Here is a 17,684-nt window from a genome sequence, read left to right as displayed (position 1 = left end):
TCAGAGCTCCTTGCCGGTGGCCGAGTCCGGCCGGGTTCTCGCCCGGCGGCGCAGGACGGTCGGCAGGGCGATGCGGCCACCGGTGAGCACCAGCGCCACGATGAGGACCGAGCCGGTGAACAGGCTCGCGGCCCACTGCGCGCTGGTGGCGAGCCCGAGGCCCGTGATGCCGGTGCCGAGCAGGAGCACCGCGAGGACCGTGCCCCAGGCGTTGAAGCGGCCCGCCCGCAACTGGGTCGCCCCGACGAAGGCGGCGGCGTAGGCCGACAGCAGGTACGGGGTGCCCGCGGTCGGCGATCCGGAGCCGACCGAGGCCGTGAAGACGACGCCGGCGAAACCGGACAGGAGAGCGGAGGCCACCAGGGTCAGAAAGCGCAGCCGGTCAGTGCGCACCCCTTGCAGCCGGGCCGCGTCGGCGTTGAACCCGGTCGCGTACAACCGGCGCCCGGTGGCGGTGTGTTCCAGCAGGAACCAGATGGCGAGGGCGGCGAGCAGCAGATACAGCACCGGCAGGGTGACGCCGCCGGCGTCCAGCTGGGCGATGCTCGCGAACGGCTCGGCGAGCAGCCGCACACCGGTGATCGAGCTGTCGTTGGTGACCATGGTGATCAGGGACTGGATCAGCGCGCCGGTGGCCAGGGTGGCGATGAACGAGTCGACGCGCAGGACCACCACCACGATGCCGTTGACGACCCCGACCAGCAGCGCGGCGGTCATCGCCAGCGCGATGGCCGTGCCGGGCCCGAAGCCGGCGGAGACCATGAAGTGGGCGGTCAGCACGCTGGTGAGCGACATGGTGAAGGCGATGGAGAGGTCGAAGACGCGCGCGGCCAGCGGCGGTACGACGCTGAGTGCGACCAGGCCCGCCACGGCGTTGCCGTTCAGTACCTGCTTGACCGTGATCATGGTCGGGAACGTGTCCGGCGCCCACACGGTGAAGAGCACGACGATGACCAGCCACACGTACACGGCGCCGATGTTGCGGAACGACAGGGCGGCCACCGCCCGTCGGGCCCATGTCCCCGGTACGTACACCGCGGATCTCTCCGGTGCGGACGGCGGGACCTCCGCCGCCCGGGTCGGGGTGGACGTCATGTCACTCGGTTCCTTCCAGGGCTCATGTCACTCGGTTCCTTCCATGGCGTGCACGAGCGCGGGCTCGGTGATGTCCCGGCCGCTGATCTCCCGTGCGATCCGGCCGTCCCGCACCACCAGGACGCGGGTGCACAGCGCGAGCAGGTCCTGCGTGTCGGAGGAGGACACGATGACGCCCATGCCCTCGTCTGCCTGACGCTCTATCAGGTCGTACAGCTGAAGGCGGGTGGCGATGTCCACGCCCGCCGTGGGTTCGCACAGCGCCAGCACCGGCGGCCGCCCGGCCAGGCAGCGGGCCATGACGACCTTTTGCTGGTTGCCGCCGCTCAGCGTGGTGATCCGGGCCCCGTGTCCGGCCGTTCGCACCCCGACCCGCCGGATCCAGTCCTGCGCCAGGGCGGACTCGCGGCGCCGGCGCAGCCGCCCGGACCGGGAGCGCAGCCGGTCCAGGAGCGGCAGGGTGAGGTTCTCGCCGACCGAGAAATCGCCGATCACTCCCTCGCCCGCCCGGTCCGCCGGGACCAGGGGAAGACCCAGGCCGCTCGCGTCACGCGCCTCGGTCCACCGCTCGGAGCGTCCCGGCAGCCGCATCCTGCCGCTCACCCGCCCGGCGTGGGCCCCGCACACCGCGTACGGCACGACCTCGTGGCCGGAGCCGACCAGACCGGTGATGCCCAGGCGCTCGCCCCCGGCCAGGTCGAAGTCGACCCCCCGCAACGGCCCGGCCCACAGGTCGCGGACCTCCAGCACCGGGTCGGCAGGAGCGGAAGGGGGCGCCGGACGGTGCGCGGTCTCCATCTCCTCGCCCGCCATCAGCTCCGCCAGCAGGCGCGGAGTGAGCTCGGCGACCGGGCGGGTGGCGATCCGGCGCCCGCCGCGGATCACGGTGACCCGGTCGGCGAGCGCGAAGATCTCGTCCATCCGGTGGGAGACATACAGGACACCGGCCCCGGCGTCGCGGACCTCCCGCACGATGTCGAAGAGACGGGCCACCTCGCCGGGCGGCAGTACCGCGGTGGGTTCGTCGAGCACCAGGACCCCGCGGCGGCCCTCCCAGCCCTGAAGTGCGGCGGCGATGGCCACCACCGTGCGCTGGACGGGGGTGGCCGTCATCAGGGGCCTGCGTACGTCGATGCCGAGGCCGAACCGTTCGACGAGGGCGTTCGTCCTCCGCTCCATCTCCGGCCAGCGGATGTTGCCGAACGCCGTGCGGGCGAAGCCATGGCTGAGCGCGAGGTTGTCGATGGCGCTCAACTCTCCCACCAGCCCCAGCTCCTGGTGGACGAAGCGGAGCCGGTCGTGGCGGGAAGCCGAGACCTGGCCGAGGCCGAACGGCTCGCCGTCGAGTTCGGCCACCGCACCCGGCTCCGCATGGTGGTAGCCGGCGAGGATCTTGATCAGGGTGGACTTGCCGGAGCCGTTGGGACCGATCAGGGCGTGGATCTCGCCGGGCATGACCTCGAGGCCGACGTCCCTCAGCGCCTGGGTGCCGCCGAATCTCTTCGACAGGGCGGCCACCCGTAGCACCGGCCCGGTCAACTCAGTCCCCACAGCGCCTTGAACTGCTTCTCGTAGTCCTCGACGATCGGGAAGTCGCCGTCGGCGGAGGGCAGGTTGTCCTTGGTGACGAGCATGTTGGGCAGCGCCGCCTTCTGGTCCACCGCCATGGGCTGGCCGGTGAAGTGCCGGGCCAGCGCGTCGGCCTGGATCCAGGCCGTCTCGTGCGAGTTCAGCGCCATCGCGCCGTCGGTGAGACCGCCCTGGATGTACTGGTAATTCTGCGCGTCACCGACGTTGACGACGATGTGCTTGCCGGTGACCCCGGCGGTCTTCAGCGCGGCCGGCACGCCCACGTTGAGCAGGCCCAGGGAGAAGACGACATGGGTCACCTTCGGGTGCGACCGGAGGTACGACACCACGCGGTCCGGCATGTCCTTGCCCACCGCGGTGATCGGCACGTCGACGTTGTCGAGCGCGCAACCGTCGCACCATTCCTTGTACTTGGCCGCGAAGGAGTCCTTGACGGGCTTGAGGATCGTGTAGGCCGGCAGGTCGAAGTAGACGGTGTCCGCCTTGGCGCCGCTGTTCGACACCACCCATGAGGCGAGCATCTCGCCCTGGACGCCGACGTCCTTCGGGCCGTTCTTCAGCAGGGAGATGCCGTCGCCCGTCACGTCGTCGGCGTTCGACTGGATGACGGGGATACCGGCCGCCTTCAGCTGTGCCAGCTGCTTGGCGTAGACGGCACGGGGGAAACCGGAGGCGACGACGGCGTCCGGCTTGTCGCGTACGGCCTGCTCGTAGGCGGCCTGGACGGACTCCGGAGTGCCCTGGGTGGCGATCTGCTTGACCTCCCAGCCGAGTTCCTTCGCGGCCTCGGTGAAGAAGCCGGCGAGGTCCTTGCAGGACTGGACGCCACAGAGGATGAAGTCGATCTTCTTGCCCTTGGGGATCGCCTTGCCCACCGGCTCGGTCACGGAGATCGTGGCCGGGCGCTCGGAGTACTTCGCCAGGGCTGCGCGGGCCGCCGTCAGGCCGGGGGAGGCGGGCGCCCCCGCCTGAGTCGAGTCGGCGGCCGGAGTGGTCCCGGTGCCGCATGCCGCGAGGGCGAGCAGGGCGGTGACGGGGAGGGTCGCGGTGATGGCGCGGCGGACCGCGCGACGGGGTCTGGAACTCATCGTTGAGTGCTCCCGTGGTGAGACGGAGAAACTTAAGAGGCACTACAGCCTCAAGTGGGTCGGAGTGTGACATGCCCCAGCGGGCTTGGGGAGAGGGTTGCCGCAAGAAATTCCGGAAGAACGGTGCGAAAGTGCGGTGACCTCGTCAGGTGAGGAGATCGTCCACCGGCACGAGTGTTGCTCCGGGCGGCAACCGGTAACTACACTCAATCTAAAGTTTCTGCCGGAGGAGAGATGATGGACGAAACGTCGGAACCGGCCACGGCACGGTGCCCCGGGCCCAGCGTCCAGGACTACCTCGACCAGGACAGCCGCCCCGTTCCCCCCGCCCTGAGGTACGAGCGCAACGACTACCTCGGCAGCGAGGACATCGACACCGCCCGTTTCACCTCCCGCGAGTGGGCCGAACGCGAGATGCGGCAGGTCTGGCGGCGCGTGTGGCAGTTCGCCTGCCTGGAGAGCGAGATCCCCGAGGTCGGCGACCACGAGGTCTACGAGATCGGCGACGACTCCCTCATCGTCGTCCGCACGGCTCCCGACGAGATCCGCGCCTACGTCAATGTCTGTCTGCACCGCGGCCGCAAACTGCGCACCGGCGGCGGCAACGTCAGCGAGTTCCGCTGCTCGTTCCACGGCTTCGCCTGGAACCTCGACGGCACGATGCGGACCCCGCCCTGTGCCTGGGACTTCCCGCACGTCACCCCGGAGAAGTTCGCCCTCCCCGAGGCCCAGGTGGCCACCTGGCGCGGCTTCGTCTTCATCAACATGGACCCGTACGCCGAGTCCTTCGACAGCTACCGCGGCACCTTCGACGACTACTACATCTGGCCGCTGGAGAACCGCTACAAGTCGCTGCACATCGCCAAGGTGCTGCCCTGCAACTGGAAGGTCGCGCAGGACGCGTTCATCGAGTCCTTCCACGTGATCGCCACCCATCCGCAGATGCTGACGTGGCTCGCCGACGCCAACTCGCAGTACGACGTCATGGCGGACCAGCCGAACTGGAACCGGATGATCAACATCCAGGGCGCGCCCAGCCCGCACGTGGCGGACTCCGTCACGGAGGAGGACGTCCTGGAGACCTTCTACGACTCGCGCTCGTTCTACGCCGCCGCCCAGGGACGTGACCTGGTGATGCAGGAGGGTGACGAGCTGCCGGCGATCCCGCCCGGCGGCACGGCCCGTCAGGTCCTCGCCGCGCGGATGCGCGAACAACTGGCGGCCACCTCGCAGCAGGACTTCTCGGAGACACCCGACACCGAGCTGCTGGACGCCATCAACTACTTGTTGTTCCCCAATTTCAACCCCTGGGGCGGCGCCAAGTCGAACATCATCTACCGGTTCCGGCCCAACGGCCTCGACCCCGACTCCTGCACCGCCGAGATCATCTTCATGTCGTCCCCGAAGCAGCCCGGCCAGACGCCGCCCCCGGCGAAGATCCGCTGGGTGCCTCAGGACACGCTCTTCGCCGACATCCCCGAACTCGGCGTCCTCGGGCCCGTCTTCGACCAGGACTGCGAGAACCTGCCCTACGTCCAGCAGGGCCTGAAGGCGATGCGCAAGCCGGGCATCACCCTGGCGAACTACCAGGAGAGCCGTATCCGCCACTTCAACCAGACGCTCGACCAGTGGATGAGCAGGTGACCCACCGGGTGGCGGTCAGGCCCTCCGGCGTCGAGCTCGAAGTCCTCGACGGTGAGGACCTGTTCACCGCCGCCGGGCGGCTCGGCTACCGCTGGCCCACCGTCTGCGGCGGCCAGGGCACCTGCCGCACCTGCTTCGTCCAGGTCGAGGAGGGCACCGAGAACTGTTCCCCCGTGGACCCGCTGGAACGCGAGGGCATCGAGGCCCTGCGCAGACCGGTGGACGGCCTGACCCGGCTCGCCTGCCGGCTCCGGGTCGAGGGCCCGGTGACCGTGACCAAGCGCGGCGTACGCCGCCGAGTGCAGGAGTGAGACCCCCATGTCCAAGCAAGTGATCCACCCGCTGACCGGCCATGTGTACCGGCTCACCGAGGACGGCCTGGTCGAGGTGACCGATCCCAGGACAGGGGTACAGGGCGTCTTCGACTTCCAGGCCCGGTGGCAGTCGGGCGAACTGCGCCACGCCGACCTCCAGATGGCCGGCTGGGTCGGCCGCCTCGCCCAGCGGCGCACCACCCCGCAGCCGGAGGAGTGATCCCGTGACGCCTCGCACCACCCGGGTGGTCTGCCTTGCGCGCCGGCCCGACGGAGAACCGCTTCCCGCTGACTTCGTCATGGAGGAGCGCCCGCTGCCGGCCCTGGGGGAGGGGCAGCTGCTCGTCCGCAACCTCTACATGAGCGTCGACCCGTCCATGCGCGGGCGGCTGTCGACCACCGAGAAGCACTACACGCACAACTTCACCCCGGGCTCGCCGCTCGACGGCCGCGCCCTCGGTGTCGTGGAGGAGAGCCGCTGCGCCTCGGTGCCGCCGGGCACGTACGTACGTCATCAGCTCGGCTGGCGGGAGCGGGCGGTGCTCGACGCGGTGGCCGTTGATGGAGCAGGCCGCATCGACCCGGTACTCGCGCCGCTGCCCACCTGGCTGGGCCTGCTCGGCCAGACCGGATTCACCGCGTACGTCGGCCTGACCCGTGTCGCGCGGCTGCGGCCGGGCGACACCGTCTTCGTGTCGGCGGCGGCAGGCGCCGTCGGCACCGCCGCCGGCCAGTTCGCCCGTCTGCTGGGCGCGCAGCGCGTCATCGGGACCGCCGGAGGGCCGGACAAGTGCGCCCTGCTGATGAAGGAGTTCGGCTACGACGCCGCCGCGGACTACCGTGCCGAGCCGGTGCGCGACGCGCTGGCGCGGATGGCACCCGACGGCATCGACGTGTACTTCGACAACGTCGGCGGTGAGCAGCTCGCCGCCGCGCTGCACGCGCTGCGCCCCGGTGGCCGGGTCGCCCTGTGCGGCATGATGTCGCAGTTCGGCGGCGCGGGACGGACCGTGGACATCAACCAGTTGATCCAGGCGGTCCTCAAGCGGCTGACCTTGTCCGGGTTCATCGTCCGCGACCACGAGGACCTGCGGCCGGAATTCGAGCAGCGGGTCGCGGGCTGGCTCGCCGAGGGCCGGATCACCGCGCGCGAGACGGTCGCGGACGGCCTGGAGAACGCCGCGGGGGCGCTGCTGTCCCTGCTGGGCGGCGGCAACGTCGGCAAGATGCTGGTGCGGCTGGACGGTTCCAGCTGAGCATGCCGGAAACGGCGCCCCGGCCGGGGCGCCGTTTTCAGCGCAGGGGATGTGACGCGGCGACGGTGTGGGCCGTCAGCGAGGCCCCGGCCCGGGTCAGCCCCGCCACGGCCGTACGGAAGTCCTTGATGTGCGGGGTGGCGAAGTGCTCGTCGAGAGCCTGCCGCGAGGTCCAGTGCTCGTACACCCGGATACGCCGCTCGTCCTCGGGGTCGGCGGTCATCGCGTAGTCCAGACAGCCGGGTTCCTCCTCGCGGGTGCGCCGGCCCAGCTCGACGAGGGCCGCCAGCATGGTGTCGCGGTCGCCGGGCTCGTAGTCCATCCAGCCGGAGACGATGAGTTCCTCAGCCATGGTGGTCCTTTCGAGGTCGTGCCCGCGGGCCCGTCGCTCCGGTGCAGGGAAGCGACGGGCCCGCGGAGTTCTCAGATGCCGAGCGGGGCGGGAACACTGTCCACGGTGACCGTGCCCTGCTCACCGTCGACCGTGATCATCATGCCGTCCCGCAGCCGTCGCGTTCCGCCCTCGACGGAGATGACGGCCGGGATGCCCAGCTCACGGCAGACCACCACGGCGTGGCTGTTGAGCGCGCCCACGTCCACGACGGCCGCCCCGGCCACCAGGAACAGCGGGGTCCAGGCCGCGTCCGTGATCGGCGCGACCAGCACCTCGCCGGGCTCCAGTGCCTCGCACGAAGCCGGGTCGGTGACCACCCGCACCCTGCCGGTGTACGTGCCGTGGCTGCCGCCGACACCGCCGAGCACATCGCCCTCGACGGCCGCCTCGGTCCGCTCCTCGGCACGGCGCGGCCAGGTGTCGATCTCGGTCTGCGCGTCGTCGGCGACGAAGAACGGCGGTTCCAGCTCGTGCAGGCCCGCGTACTCCTCGAGCCGCCGCGCGATCACCGGGCCGAAGGACTCCGGGGCGGCGACGTAGTCGTCGAGCTCGGTGTCCAGCAGCATCATCACGTCCTCGGGCCGGGCGAAGAGCCCCGCCTCGACACCGCGGCGGCCGAGCTCCCGTACGGCCATGCGGATCTCGTTGACGACGGTGACGCAGTTCGCCTTGGTGCGCTCGCGGGCCGGGATCCACACCCGGGAGGCGTGCATGCCGGCGTCGAACATCGGCTGCGCCTCCTCGGGCAGCACGGCCCGGATCTCGCGCGCCGTCCGCTCGCGCCCCTCGGTCAGCCGTGTGCGGCGGGCGGCCGGGGAGTCGTCGTCGGGGCTGTGCCGGATCCGGTCGACCAGGGCCAGCGCCTGGACGGGTGCCGCCTCCCACGACAGCGCGTGGATGTCCCACTCGTTGGGACCGCGGTCGCCGGACTCCGCGAGGAACTCCTCGAAGGAGTCACGGAACGCCTTCACGTCCCCGCTCGCCCCCTCGAGCGCCCGCTCCACCGCGGCCGGACCCTGGTCGAAGAGCGCGCTCAGTTCGGCCGAGGCCGCCACCTGGCGGGACAGTGTCCACAGCCCGGTCGACGGGGAGGCGGAGTCGACGTCGCCGAGACCGCCGATCAGGTCGAGCATGGCGCCGGGGCGGTCCACGCTCGCGCACAGCGGGCCGAGGATCGCCGGCCCGACGGACGCGGGCAGCGACGACTCGACGTGCCGCTGGAAGGTCGTCTCCACCTCGTCCAGCAACGACCGTACGTGCGACACCAGTTCGGCGTCCGAAAGCTTCGCCAGGTCGGGTCGCGAGCGGCGCAGGGCGCGCAGCCGTTCCCGGTCGGCGTCGGCCTCCGGGAAGCCGGCCTGGCCGAGCATCCGCTGGAGCGTCGCGCCCGCCTTGGCGGTCAGCTCCTCGTCCTGGTCGTCCGGGTGCGCCAGGTACACCGGCGTGTCGGAGCGCTGACCGACGAAGGCGGCGTCGATCTGGTCCGCCGTCTGGCCCATACGGATGCCGAACAGCCGCATGTGGGACAGGTTCAGGTAGAAGTGGCCGCCGAACATGCCGACGAACGGCGGCCTGGGGCCGGCCACCTCCTCCTCGCGGTAGATGCCGAACCCGACGAAGCCGTGCCGCCAGCCTTGCAGGCCTCGCCCCCAGACCAGGGTCCAGCCCAGCGGGCTGGCGGGTTCCGGCAGGGTCTCGCCCGCGTTGGCCCGGGTGTAGTGCGGCAGCCGCTCACTGCGCTGCCAGTCCGTGATCCAGCTCTTCATGACCGAGGTCTCCCGCTGTCCGTACCCGCGCCTACCACTGCGCTGTTCCGCCGTCGACGCTGATCAGCGTGCCGGTGATACCCGCCCCCGCCTCGCTCGCGAGCAGTGAGGCGACCGCCGCGATCTGCTCCACCGTGGTGATCTTCTTGGTGGCGGCGTGCTCGGCGAAGCGGCCCAGCCAGTCCTCGTAGGAGATGCCCTCGGCCTCCGCGGCGGTGGGACCTGCGGCCCGCATGAGGTCGGTGTCGACGGCGCCGGGGCAGATGGCGTTGCAGGTGATGCCCTGGGTGCCGTACTCGAAGGCGGTCGCCTTGGTCAGGCCGTGGATGGCGTGCTTGTTGGTGATGTAGTGGCTGATCGCGGGCTTGTTGGCCTGCTTGCCCTCCACCGAGGAGATGTTGATGATGCGGCCCCAGCCGCCCTCCAGCATCTTCGGCAGGGCCCGGCGGGTGCCGTAGAAGTAGCCGTTGACGTTCAGGTTGAGGGCGTTGTGCCAGGCCTCGTCGCTGAGCTGGTGGATCGGGGCGAAGCCGGAGCTGCCGCCGACGTTGTTGACCCAGATGTCGAGCCTGCCGAAGCGCTCGGCGGCGAAGTCGGCGAGGCCCTCGATGTCCTCCTGGCTGTTGGCGTCGCAGGGGTGGAAGACGGCCCGGTCCCCGGCGTCCATCTCCTCCAGGGCCTGCTTGCCCTTGACCTCGCTGCGGCCGCTGATGACGACCGTGGCGCCGTCGGCCAGGAAGGCCTCGGCGATGGCGCGGCCGATGCTGCGCGTGCTGCCCGTGATCACCGCGACACGTCCGTCGAGGCTGCCCGTAGCCACCATGGTGTTCTCCCGCGAGTCTTGTTGGTTGCTCACCTGGCGGCTCTGTGGGGTGCTGTGTCCAGGTGCTGATGGATGGTGCGGTGGAAGTGCTGGAGTCCGGGCTCGTTGCGTCCGAAGACGAAGTCGGTCCCGTCGAGGGCCTTAAGGCCCTGCTGGACTCCGTAGGTGGTCGCGTAGTCCTCGTCGCGGACCACCTCGTGGAACCATGCGCCGAACCGGTCGGCGGCCTGGCGCTCCTCCTCGGTGACCGCCGGGTCGCGCAGCAGGATGATCTGCTGGGTCACCGACTCGGTCGCCGTCCGGGGGAGCACCAGGGAGACGGCGATCTTCTGGCGCCAGCCGCCCGCGATCGCGAGGCCGGGGAAGAGCCAGTAGATGGGCCCGACGCAGTCCCCGGGGTCACGCTGGTCCGGCGGCAGCTCGACCGCCTGCGCGATGGGGCGCAGGGCCGGTGCGATGCGCTGGTGGGGGCCCCAGGTGTCGTGGGCCATCATGTTCGAGAGGTTCGTCTCGAACACCGTCTTCGGGTGCAGCGAGGCGAAGTGGTACGTCTCCAGATACCCGTCGAGGGTGACCTTCCAGTTGGGACTGGTCAGCTCGCTGGTGGCGTAGTGGTGGCACTCCGCCAGTCGGAGGCCCTCCAGCAGGGGCTGGAGGTCGCCGAGCCAGGCGTCCAGGTCGGGCTCGGCCGCCGGGTCCAGCGAGACGAAGACGATGCCCGCGCGCTCCCCGGCCGGGAGCCGGACAAGGCTGCGGCCCTCACGCGGAACCTCCCCGAAGGTCTTCTCCGCGTACACGCCCCGCAGCTCTCCGGCGAGGTCGTACGACCAGGAGTGGTAGGGGCAGGTGAGCCGCTTCGACACCCCGCAGCCGGGTTCGATGAGCTTGGCTCCCCGGTGCCGGCAGGCGTTGATCATCGCGTGCACGGTGCCCTGGCGGTCACGGGTGATCAGCACGGGGATGCCGAGCACGTCGATCGCCTTGTAGGTGTTCGGCCCGGGAAGCTCGCAGGACATGGCGAGCGGCAGGGGGACGCCGCGGTGGACGGCGTCCGTCTCGCGCTGCCAGCGATCGGCGTCGAGGTAGTTGGCGACGGGTTCCGTCCACTGGCCGTCCGCCTCGTGCGTCGTGTTGTCGCGGTAGTGCGTCATCACACGCTCGACGAGTTCGGCCGCCTCCCGCCGCATCGTCAGGGACGCGGCGTCGGTGGACCGGTCCTGGCTGATCCACGACGCGTATTCGGGGGCCGAGGGGGCCGAGGCAGCCGAGGGAGCCGACGGTGCCGAGATCGGCGACCTGGGTTCGGCGTCTGTTCCCCGAATCTCCGGCGAACTGGTTTGGACCACGATGTCCTCACATCCTCCCAGCCGCGAGCCGGTGACCGGCTTCGGAATGCGACAGCTGGGCTGTGTCCGAAACGACAACAGGACTTAGTGTGGTCTGTCAATAGAAAGTGGCGAAGTTGCCGCTCGGTGTCCCGTGGGGGTGGGTGTGATGGTCATGACCCTGCCGTTCGAGGTGGGCGTGGTGGTGCGGGACCTGGAGCTGATGGAGCGCTTCTACTGCGACGTGCTCGGCTGTCGCGCCGAGCGCCGCTCGGGCGTACCGGAGTCCGTCGGCGGCCCGGCCGGGCTCGGCGGCGAGCTGGTGGTCGCGTGGCTACGGGTGCCCTCCGGAGGGTGCGTGAAGTTGATCCTTCCCCGGTCGGCGGCGGTGCCGACGGGCGCTGTGGCCTCGCCGACCGGGCATCTCGGGCTGTCGTATCTGACCTTCCATCTGGACGACATGGACCCTGTGGTCGCGGTCCTGCCGACCGCGGGTGCCCGGCCCCTGTCGGAGCCGGTCGTCGTCCGGGCTCGCGGTCGGCGCGTCAGCTTCTGGGCCGATCCGGAGGGCAATGTCGTGGAGTTGGTGGACGCACGCGCCGGTGACCCGGGTCCGGACCATAGTAATTAGAGACACTGTTCAGTAAGGTGCCCCTGCTGGTTACTGTAGACCAGCACAAGTAAGTCCGATTGCTTGGCAACCTCCCTCGGACGAAGGGGCGGACGATGGCTCAACGAGTGTCAACGGCGTCGAAGAAAACCACGCAGGTCAGCGAGCAGGTCATCAAGGACCTGCACGAGCGCATGGTGCGCATCCGGCTGTTCGAGACCGAGGCGGGAAAACTCATGGAGGCCGGCAAACTGCCCGGCTTCCTGCACCTCTATGTCGGCCAGGAAGCCGTCGCCGCCGGCGTGATGGCGGCCCTGCGCGACGACGACCAGATCACCTCCACCCACCGCGGCCACGGGCACGCCGTGGCCAAGGGCGTCGGCTTCCGCGAGATGTACGCCGAGCTGTACGGCCGGGTCACCGGCGCCTGCCTCGGCCGCGGCGGCAGCATGCACATCAACGACCTCACCCGCGGCATGCTCGGCGCCAACGGCATCGTCGGGGCCGGCGTCCCGATCGCCGTGGGCGCGGCCTTCGCCGCCCGGTACAAGGGCGAGGACAACGTCGCCGTGACCTTCTTCGGCGACGGCGCCACCAACATCGGCGCCTGGCACGAGGGCGCCAACATGGCCGCGATCCTCGGCCTGCCCGTGGTCTTCGTCTGCGAGAACAACGGCTACGCGGAGTTCACCCCGCAGTCCGCGCACATGCTGCTCACCGATGTCGCCGACCGCGCCGCCGCCTACGGCATGCCCAGCGTGATCGTCGACGGCATGGACGCGGCCGCCGTCCACCGGGCCGCCGTCGAAGCCGTGGAACGGGCCCGGGCCGGCGCGGGCCCGATGATGATCGAGGCCAAGACCTACCGCTTCTTCGACCACCAGGGAGTCAAGGGACTGCGTCACCCGTACCGCTCCGACGAGGAGGTCGCGCAGTGGAAGACGCGTGACCCCATCGACCTGCTGGAGGCCCGGGCCGTCGCCGACGGCACCGCCACCCGTGCGGAGCTGGACGACGTATGGCAGCGCACGCGCGACGAGATCGCCGAGGCCATCGCGTACGCCGAGGCGAGCCCGCTGCCCGACCCCGCCGACCTGCTGCTCAACGTCTACTCGGGATGACCGCCATGACCACCACCACCGAGGCACCGGCCGTCACCCCGGTCGCCGCCCCCCGCAAGCTGTCCTACGTCAAGGCCTTCAACGAGGGACTCGCACAGGCCATGCGCGAGGACGAGAACGTCTTCGTCGCCGGTGAGGACGTGGCCGGATACGGCGGCGTCTTCCGCATGTTCGACAACCTGCTCGACGAGTTCGGCCCCCGCCGCATGATCGACACCCCGATCTCCGAAGCCGCCCTGGTCGGCCTCGGCGTGGGAGCCGCCGCCCGGGGCCTGCGGCCCGTCGTCGACCTGATGTTCATGGACTTCATCGGCGTCTGCCTCGACCAGATCGTCAACCAGGCGGCCAAGATGAAGTACATGTTCGGCGGCGCGCTGTCCGTGCCGCTCACCATCACCACCGCCTCCGGCGCGGGCCTCGGCGCCGCGGCGCAGCACAGCCAGAGCCTGGAGGCATGGCTGGCCCACGTGCCCGGCCTCAAGGTGGTCATGCCCAGCGACGCGTACACCGCCAAGGGCCTGACCGTCTCGGCCATCCGGGACGACAACCCGGTCGTCATCATGCTCAACAAGGTCCTGCTCGGCAGCACCAGCGAGGTGCCCGAGGAGATCTACGGCATTCCGCTGGGTCAGGCGCACACCGCACGGCACGGCTCCGACGTCACGGTGATCGCCCTGGGCCGCATGGTGGGGGAGGCCCTCGCGGCAGCCGAAGAACTGGCGGCCGAGGGCGTGGAGATCGAGGTGATCGACCCCCGCAGCGTGCAGCCGCTGGACACCGAGACGATGTTCGCCTCCGTCCGCCGCACCAACCGGGTGCTCGTGGTGCACGAGGCCGTCACCTTCGGCGGGCTCGGCGCGGAGATAGCCGCCCAGATCCAGGACTCCGCCTTCGACTACCTGGACGCGCCGGTCCTGCGCATCGGCGCCCCCTTCTCCCCGGTTCCCTTCTCCCCGGTCCTGGAGAAGGCGTACGTGCCCGATCGCGCCCGCATCGCCCAGGGGTGCCGGCGTCTCCTCGAAAGGGCGTGACCGACATGGCGGTCGAGGTGCTGCTGCCGAAGATCGGTCTGACCATGCAGGAAGGCACGATCGACGAATGGCTCGTGCCGGCCGGCGCGGCCGTCGCGGAGGGCGACGCGCTGCTGAGGCTGGCGACCGACAAGGTCGACGTGGACGTCGAGGCGGAGGCCGGGGGACTGTTCCACCCGGTGGTCCCGGCGGGCGTCACCGTCCCCACCGGGTCCGTCATCGGCTGGCTGCTGGCCGAGGGCGAGCACCCGCCGGGCCCGGCGGGTACGCCGATGCCGGAAGGGTCCGGGGTCGGTGCGGGTACTTCTCCGCCCGCGCTCAACGGCACCGGGGCTGTTCCCGCGGTGCCCTCCGCGAACGGCGCTGAGTCTGCGGTGCCCTCCGTCAACGGCATCGCCGGCCGGCTTCTGTCCTCACCCAACGCCCGGCGGGTCGCCACCGCCGCCGACGTCGACCTCACCGCCGTACGCGGCACGGGGCCAGGCGGCCGGATCGTCTCCGAGGACGTGGAGGAGTTCCTCGCGGCCCTCCCCGGCGACCTCGGTGACCTGGGCGACCTCGGCGAGCCGGTCGCGCCGGGCGGCACCTCCTACTCGCCGCTGGTCCGCAAGCTGGCCAAGGAACGGGGCATCGACCTCTCCGAGGTGAACGGCACCGGGCCGGGCGGCCGGATCCGCCGCTCCGACCTCGATGCCGTCACCCCGGCACCTCCTCGCCGGGACACGGCCCCTCCCCGCCGGGATGCGGCCCCTCGGCCCGGCGACGTCATCCCGCTCACCGGGATGCGCGGCACCATCGCCCGCAGGATGCACGCCAGCCTCCAGGAGATGGCGCAGCTGACGCACGGCTACGAGGTGCGGATGGACGCCGTGGTGTCCCTGCGGGACCGGCTCAAGGAGGAGTGGGCCGACAGCGATCTGCCGGTGCCCAGCATCAACGACTTCCTGCTGAAGGCCGCGGCCCTGGCCCTGCGCGAGCACCCGCTGCTCAACGCGACGGTGCGGGAGGACGGCGTCCATCTGCTCGACGGCATCCACCTGGGCTTCGCCGTGGCCGTTCCGGGCGGCCTCATGGTCCCCGTGATCGAGGATGCCGTGCAGCTGCCGTTGCCCGAGATGGCCCGCCGCTCCAGGGACCTGGCCCGGGCCGCGCGCGAGGGGCGGATCTCCCCCGCGCAACTGGAAGGGGCCACCTTCACCGTCACCTCGCTCGGCGGATACGGCGTCGACTTCTTCACCCCGGTGATCAACCCCGGCAATGTCGCGATCCTCGGGGTGGGCAGGCTCAGGGACGGCGTCGAGTGGGCGGACGACCGGCCGCTGCGGACGCGCGTGCTCACCTTGAGCCTCACCTTCGACCACCGTGCCGTCGACGGTGCACCCGCAGCCGAATATCTGCGCATAGTCGGTGACCTGCTGAGCAGGCCCCTCCGGCTGCTGGTGTGATCCGCCGGACCGGCCTTCAGGACGCCGGGTCGGCGATCCGCTCCGCGAGAGCGCCGACCTCGCGGACGAACGAGCGGTGCCCCAGCGACCGGTACACGTCGTCGCCCCGGACCTGCGAGATCGCCGCGGTCTCCAGCAGCGCCAGCAGGCCCAGCCCGATCACCGCCGCCTCGGCGTCGGTGACGGACGTGCGGGCCTTGCGGATCAGCCGCACCAGCTCGTCCAGCAACTCGCTGCGGCTCTCCTGGCGCAGCGCCTCGGCCTCCTGGCTCATGCCGGCCGACGACACGAAGAACACCGTGGCGGCGGAACGGTGTTCGCCCAGCCAGGACAGCAGCGTGGTGACCGCCGCACCGACGTCCGAGCCCGGTTCGTGGGCCTCCGTGAGCGCCTGCAACTGCTCGCGCAGTGCGGTGGCGAACGCCCGCATCCCCTCTGCCAGGACCTGGTCCTTGGAGGAGAAGTGGTAGTACACCGCCGCCGAGGTCATCTCCGCGCGAGCGGCGATGTCGGCCACCGTCACCTCGTCCGGCGGCTGGGTGGCGAACAGCTCGGTGGCTGCTTCGATCACCCACTGCTTGCGCGACGGACGGTGAGCGGCGCGGGTTCCGGAGGTCGTCATGGTGTCAAGTATGCCGGGCGGCGGGTGTCCCGTAAGCCCACGCGCAGCAGGAATTACTCTGCCGGACGGTTGGAGTTACTGGATAGCATGGGCAGTACACAGGACCCGAGGACGCGGGGTCACGGCAGCCGGCAGGGAGCATGATGGCCAGCACGAAGAACGGCAAGCAGCCCGCCCACCGACCCTCGCGGCGGCAGCACATCATCACCGCCGCCGTGCGGGTGTTCGGCCGCAACGGGTTCGCGGAGACCAGCATCCAGGACATCGCGGACGAGGCCCAGGTGGTGCCCACGGCGGTCTACTACCACTTCGACGGCAAGGAGGAGCTGCTCGAGCTCGCCATGCGTCGCGTGTTCGACCAGCTGAACGCGGTCGTGGAGGCGGCCCGTCCCGAGTCCGAGCCGGGTGACGCGGAGGGGCTGATCCGCGTCATCGACGCCGTGTGGGACTGGGTGGAACGGAACCCGGACGAGGCCCGCCTGTACCAGGTCCAGGTCGCCTCCGCCAACGGCAGCGTCAAGGTGCTGCGGGACGAGTTCGAACAGCGGCACATCCAGCGTGGCTACGACTATCTGCCCGAGGGCACCACCCGCAGCCCCCGGGCGGCGAAGGTACGGCACGCGTCACAGGCGCTCGCGGTCCGCACCCTGATCAGTACGACCATGCTCGTCACCGCGCTGCGGGCGGAGGGGGGACCGCTGTCCCAGTTGCCCTCCCGTTCCGTGCTGGAGGCGGTCAGGGAGCTGGCGTTGCGCATCGTCGCCACCGAGCAGAAAACGGCGAAACCGACGAAAGCGACGAAAGCGACGAAGCTGCCCAAGCCGGTCACGTCCCGGACCTGAGGCGGTTCACCAGGCCAGTGGCCTGCGGTCGGCGAACAGCCCGCCGGTCGTCTCGTCGCCCTCGGGCAGGGTCGCCAGCCAGACCGGGGTGTCCGCCCCCTCCCGCGGACCGCGCGGGGCGGACGGACCGCCCATGCCGCTGCGCGTCCAACCGGGATCGGCGGCGTTGACCAGGACGCCCGTGCCGGACAGCTCGGCGGCGAGCATGCGGGTCAGGGCGTTGAGCGCCGTCTTGGAGATGCGGTAGGCGGGACGCCGGCCGGAGTCCATCAGCGTCAGCGAACCGTAGGAGCTGGTGACGTTCACGACCCGTCCGTAGCCGGCTTCCACCATGCCCGGGACGACGGCCTGCGCCACTCGCCAGGCGCCGGTGAAGTTGGTGTCCAGCGTGGCGCGCAGGACGTCCTCGTCGACGTAAGGGGGCCGCAGGTCCCCGTCCAGCGACACTCCGGCGTTGTTCACCAGCACGTCGATGCCGCCGGTCAGCTCCCTCGCCTCCTGGACCGCTTCGGTGACGCTCCTCGCGGAGGTCACGTCCAGGGCCAGCGGCACCGCCGCCGGGCCGATGGCACGGCACGCCTCCTCGGCGGCCTCCGGTTTCCGCGCCGCGACCAGGACCCGCAGCCCCCGGTCCGCGAGCTGCCGGCCGATCTCCAGCCCGATTCCCCGGGCCCCGCCCGTGACGAGTGCGGTTCTGCCGTCGTGCTCCATGGCGGTG

At 70.7% G+C, this 17,684-nt stretch carries 18 protein-coding genes; 9 read left to right on the top strand and 9 right to left on the bottom strand.

Annotated elements, in window-relative coordinates:
• Genes QC385_RS00325 through QC385_RS00315 form a run of 3 tightly spaced genes read right to left on the bottom strand, consistent with a single transcriptional unit; the run spans window position 1 to window position 3,773 of the window.
• On the bottom strand, window positions 1-1,095 hold the full coding sequence (locus QC385_RS00325; RefSeq protein ID WP_279539191.1) for an ABC transporter permease: 1,095 nt from the start codon (window positions 1,093-1,095) through the stop codon (window positions 1-3).
• A gap of 27 nt (window positions 1,096-1,122) precedes the next feature.
• Window positions 1,123-2,646 (bottom strand): sugar ABC transporter ATP-binding protein, encoded by a 1,524-nt coding sequence (locus tag QC385_RS00320; protein WP_279539190.1) that lies wholly within the window; start codon window positions 2,644-2,646, stop codon window positions 1,123-1,125.
• Window positions 2,631-3,773, bottom strand: a complete 1,143-nt coding sequence (locus QC385_RS00315; RefSeq protein WP_279539189.1) for a substrate-binding domain-containing protein — start codon at window positions 3,771-3,773, stop codon at window positions 2,631-2,633. Before QC385_RS00315 ends, QC385_RS00320 begins: the two co-directional genes overlap by 16 nt.
• Before the next feature lie 237 nt (window positions 3,774-4,010).
• On the opposite strand from QC385_RS00315, the gene QC385_RS00310 reads away from it, so the two are divergent.
• From QC385_RS00310 to QC385_RS00295, 4 genes are read left to right on the top strand one after another with little or no spacing between them, the layout of a single operon-like run.
• Window positions 4,011-5,417 (top strand): aromatic ring-hydroxylating oxygenase subunit alpha, encoded by a 1,407-nt coding sequence (locus QC385_RS00310; RefSeq protein ID WP_279539188.1) that lies wholly within the window; start codon window positions 4,011-4,013, stop codon window positions 5,415-5,417.
• A complete protein-coding gene (locus QC385_RS00305) occupies window positions 5,402-5,728 on the top strand; it encodes a 2Fe-2S iron-sulfur cluster binding domain-containing protein (RefSeq protein WP_279539187.1) in 327 nt (108 codons plus the stop codon). The genes QC385_RS00310 and QC385_RS00305 overlap by 16 nt, the downstream gene beginning before the upstream one ends.
• A 7-nt stretch (window positions 5,729-5,735) precedes the next feature.
• Window positions 5,736-5,951: a transposase gene (locus tag QC385_RS00300; protein ID WP_193478837.1), complete on the top strand. Its 216-nt coding sequence runs from the start codon at window positions 5,736-5,738 to the stop codon at window positions 5,949-5,951.
• A gap of 4 nt (window positions 5,952-5,955) precedes the next feature.
• On the top strand, window positions 5,956-6,987 hold the full coding sequence (locus QC385_RS00295; protein ID WP_279539186.1) for an NADP-dependent oxidoreductase: 1,032 nt from the start codon (window positions 5,956-5,958) through the stop codon (window positions 6,985-6,987).
• Between the two features lie 37 nt (window positions 6,988-7,024).
• Here the strand turns inward: QC385_RS00295 and QC385_RS00290 are convergent, their stop codons facing one another.
• The 4 genes from QC385_RS00290 to QC385_RS00275 all read right to left on the bottom strand — a co-directional run bounded on the left by QC385_RS00290 (window position 7,025) and on the right by QC385_RS00275 (window position 11,316).
• Window positions 7,025-7,339, bottom strand: coding sequence for a putative quinol monooxygenase (locus QC385_RS00290; RefSeq protein WP_279539185.1), 315 nt, complete (start codon window positions 7,337-7,339; stop codon window positions 7,025-7,027).
• Window positions 7,340-7,410: 71 nt separating this feature from the next.
• Window positions 7,411-9,147, bottom strand: coding sequence for a PEP-utilizing enzyme (locus tag QC385_RS00285; protein WP_279539184.1), 1,737 nt, complete (start codon window positions 9,145-9,147; stop codon window positions 7,411-7,413).
• A 31-nt stretch (window positions 9,148-9,178) separates the two neighbouring features.
• Entirely contained in the window at window positions 9,179-10,003 is an 825-nt protein-coding gene (locus QC385_RS00280; protein ID WP_279539183.1) for an SDR family NAD(P)-dependent oxidoreductase, read from the bottom strand.
• Entirely contained in the window at window positions 10,000-11,316 is a 1,317-nt protein-coding gene (locus QC385_RS00275) for an aromatic ring-hydroxylating oxygenase subunit alpha (RefSeq protein ID WP_279539182.1), read from the bottom strand. The genes QC385_RS00280 and QC385_RS00275 overlap by 4 nt, the downstream gene beginning before the upstream one ends.
• Window positions 11,317-11,470: 154 nt before the next feature.
• Here QC385_RS00275 and QC385_RS00270 point away from each other — a divergent pair, with 154 nt between their 5' ends.
• The 4 genes from QC385_RS00270 (at window position 11,471) to QC385_RS00255 (ending at window position 15,502) form a co-directional block, all read left to right on the top strand.
• Entirely contained in the window at window positions 11,471-11,926 is a 456-nt protein-coding gene (locus tag QC385_RS00270) for a VOC family protein (protein WP_279539181.1), read from the top strand.
• Between the two features lie 95 nt (window positions 11,927-12,021).
• Entirely contained in the window at window positions 12,022-13,026 is a 1,005-nt protein-coding gene (locus tag QC385_RS00265; protein ID WP_279539180.1) for a thiamine pyrophosphate-dependent dehydrogenase E1 component subunit alpha, read from the top strand.
• A gap of 5 nt (window positions 13,027-13,031) precedes the next feature.
• Window positions 13,032-14,057 carry an alpha-ketoacid dehydrogenase subunit beta gene (locus QC385_RS00260; protein WP_279539179.1) on the top strand — a complete coding sequence of 342 codons (1,026 nt, stop codon included), beginning with the start codon at window positions 13,032-13,034 and terminating at the stop codon, window positions 14,055-14,057.
• Between the two features lie 5 nt (window positions 14,058-14,062).
• Window positions 14,063-15,502, top strand: coding sequence for a 2-oxo acid dehydrogenase subunit E2 (locus QC385_RS00255; protein WP_279539739.1), 1,440 nt, complete (start codon window positions 14,063-14,065; stop codon window positions 15,500-15,502).
• Window positions 15,503-15,518: 16 nt separating this feature from the next.
• Here QC385_RS00255 and QC385_RS00250 read toward each other — a convergent pair whose 3' ends face one another.
• A complete protein-coding gene (locus tag QC385_RS00250; protein WP_279539178.1) occupies window positions 15,519-16,124 on the bottom strand; it encodes a TetR/AcrR family transcriptional regulator in 606 nt (201 codons plus the stop codon).
• A 143-nt stretch (window positions 16,125-16,267) separates the two neighbouring features.
• Between QC385_RS00250 and QC385_RS00245 the strand changes: the two genes are divergently transcribed.
• Complete coding sequence (locus QC385_RS00245) at window positions 16,268-16,966, top strand: TetR/AcrR family transcriptional regulator (RefSeq protein ID WP_279539177.1); 699 nt, start codon at window positions 16,268-16,270, stop codon at window positions 16,964-16,966.
• A 6-nt stretch (window positions 16,967-16,972) separates the two neighbouring features.
• On the opposite strand, the gene QC385_RS00240 is transcribed toward QC385_RS00245, so the two are convergent.
• On the bottom strand, window positions 16,973-17,677 hold the full coding sequence (locus QC385_RS00240) for an SDR family NAD(P)-dependent oxidoreductase (RefSeq protein WP_279539176.1): 705 nt from the start codon (window positions 17,675-17,677) through the stop codon (window positions 16,973-16,975).
• Between the last annotated feature and the right edge of the window lie 7 nt (window positions 17,678-17,684).

The sequence above is a fragment of the Streptomyces sp. DH10 genome (genome assembly GCF_029813805.1).
Classification (GTDB): Bacteria; Actinomycetota; Actinomycetes; order Streptomycetales; family Streptomycetaceae; genus Streptomyces; species Streptomyces coeruleofuscus.
The sequence above is the reverse complement of the archived record's forward strand: the minus strand, read 5'-3'. Positions and strand labels throughout refer to the sequence as shown.

Excerpts from the sequence above, each read along its gene's own strand:
- QC385_RS00240 (WP_279539176.1), bottom strand. The coding sequence starts at position 17,677 with ATGGAGCACGACGGCAGAACCGCACTCGTCACGGGCGGGGCCCGGGGA.
- QC385_RS00265 (WP_279539180.1), top strand. The coding sequence starts at position 12,022 with ATGGCTCAACGAGTGTCAACGGCGTCGAAGAAAACCACGCAGGTCAGC.
- QC385_RS00290 (WP_279539185.1), bottom strand. The coding sequence starts at position 7,339 with ATGGCTGAGGAACTCATCGTCTCCGGCTGGATGGACTACGAGCCCGGC.
- QC385_RS00250 (WP_279539178.1), bottom strand. The coding sequence starts at position 16,124 with ATGACGACCTCCGGAACCCGCGCCGCTCACCGTCCGTCGCGCAAGCAG.
- QC385_RS00315 (WP_279539189.1), bottom strand. The coding sequence starts at position 3,773 with ATGAGTTCCAGACCCCGTCGCGCGGTCCGCCGCGCCATCACCGCGACC.
- QC385_RS00270 (WP_279539181.1), top strand. The coding sequence starts at position 11,471 with ATGACCCTGCCGTTCGAGGTGGGCGTGGTGGTGCGGGACCTGGAGCTG.
- QC385_RS00260 (WP_279539179.1), top strand. The coding sequence starts at position 13,032 with ATGACCACCACCACCGAGGCACCGGCCGTCACCCCGGTCGCCGCCCCC.
- QC385_RS00310 (WP_279539188.1), top strand. The coding sequence starts at position 4,011 with ATGGACGAAACGTCGGAACCGGCCACGGCACGGTGCCCCGGGCCCAGC.
- QC385_RS00300 (WP_193478837.1), top strand. The coding sequence starts at position 5,736 with ATGTCCAAGCAAGTGATCCACCCGCTGACCGGCCATGTGTACCGGCTC.
- QC385_RS00325 (WP_279539191.1), bottom strand. The coding sequence starts at position 1,095 with ATGACGTCCACCCCGACCCGGGCGGCGGAGGTCCCGCCGTCCGCACCG.
- QC385_RS00285 (WP_279539184.1), bottom strand. The coding sequence starts at position 9,147 with ATGAAGAGCTGGATCACGGACTGGCAGCGCAGTGAGCGGCTGCCGCAC.
- QC385_RS00255 (WP_279539739.1), top strand. The coding sequence starts at position 14,063 with ATGGCGGTCGAGGTGCTGCTGCCGAAGATCGGTCTGACCATGCAGGAA.
- QC385_RS00245 (WP_279539177.1), top strand. The coding sequence starts at position 16,268 with ATGGCCAGCACGAAGAACGGCAAGCAGCCCGCCCACCGACCCTCGCGG.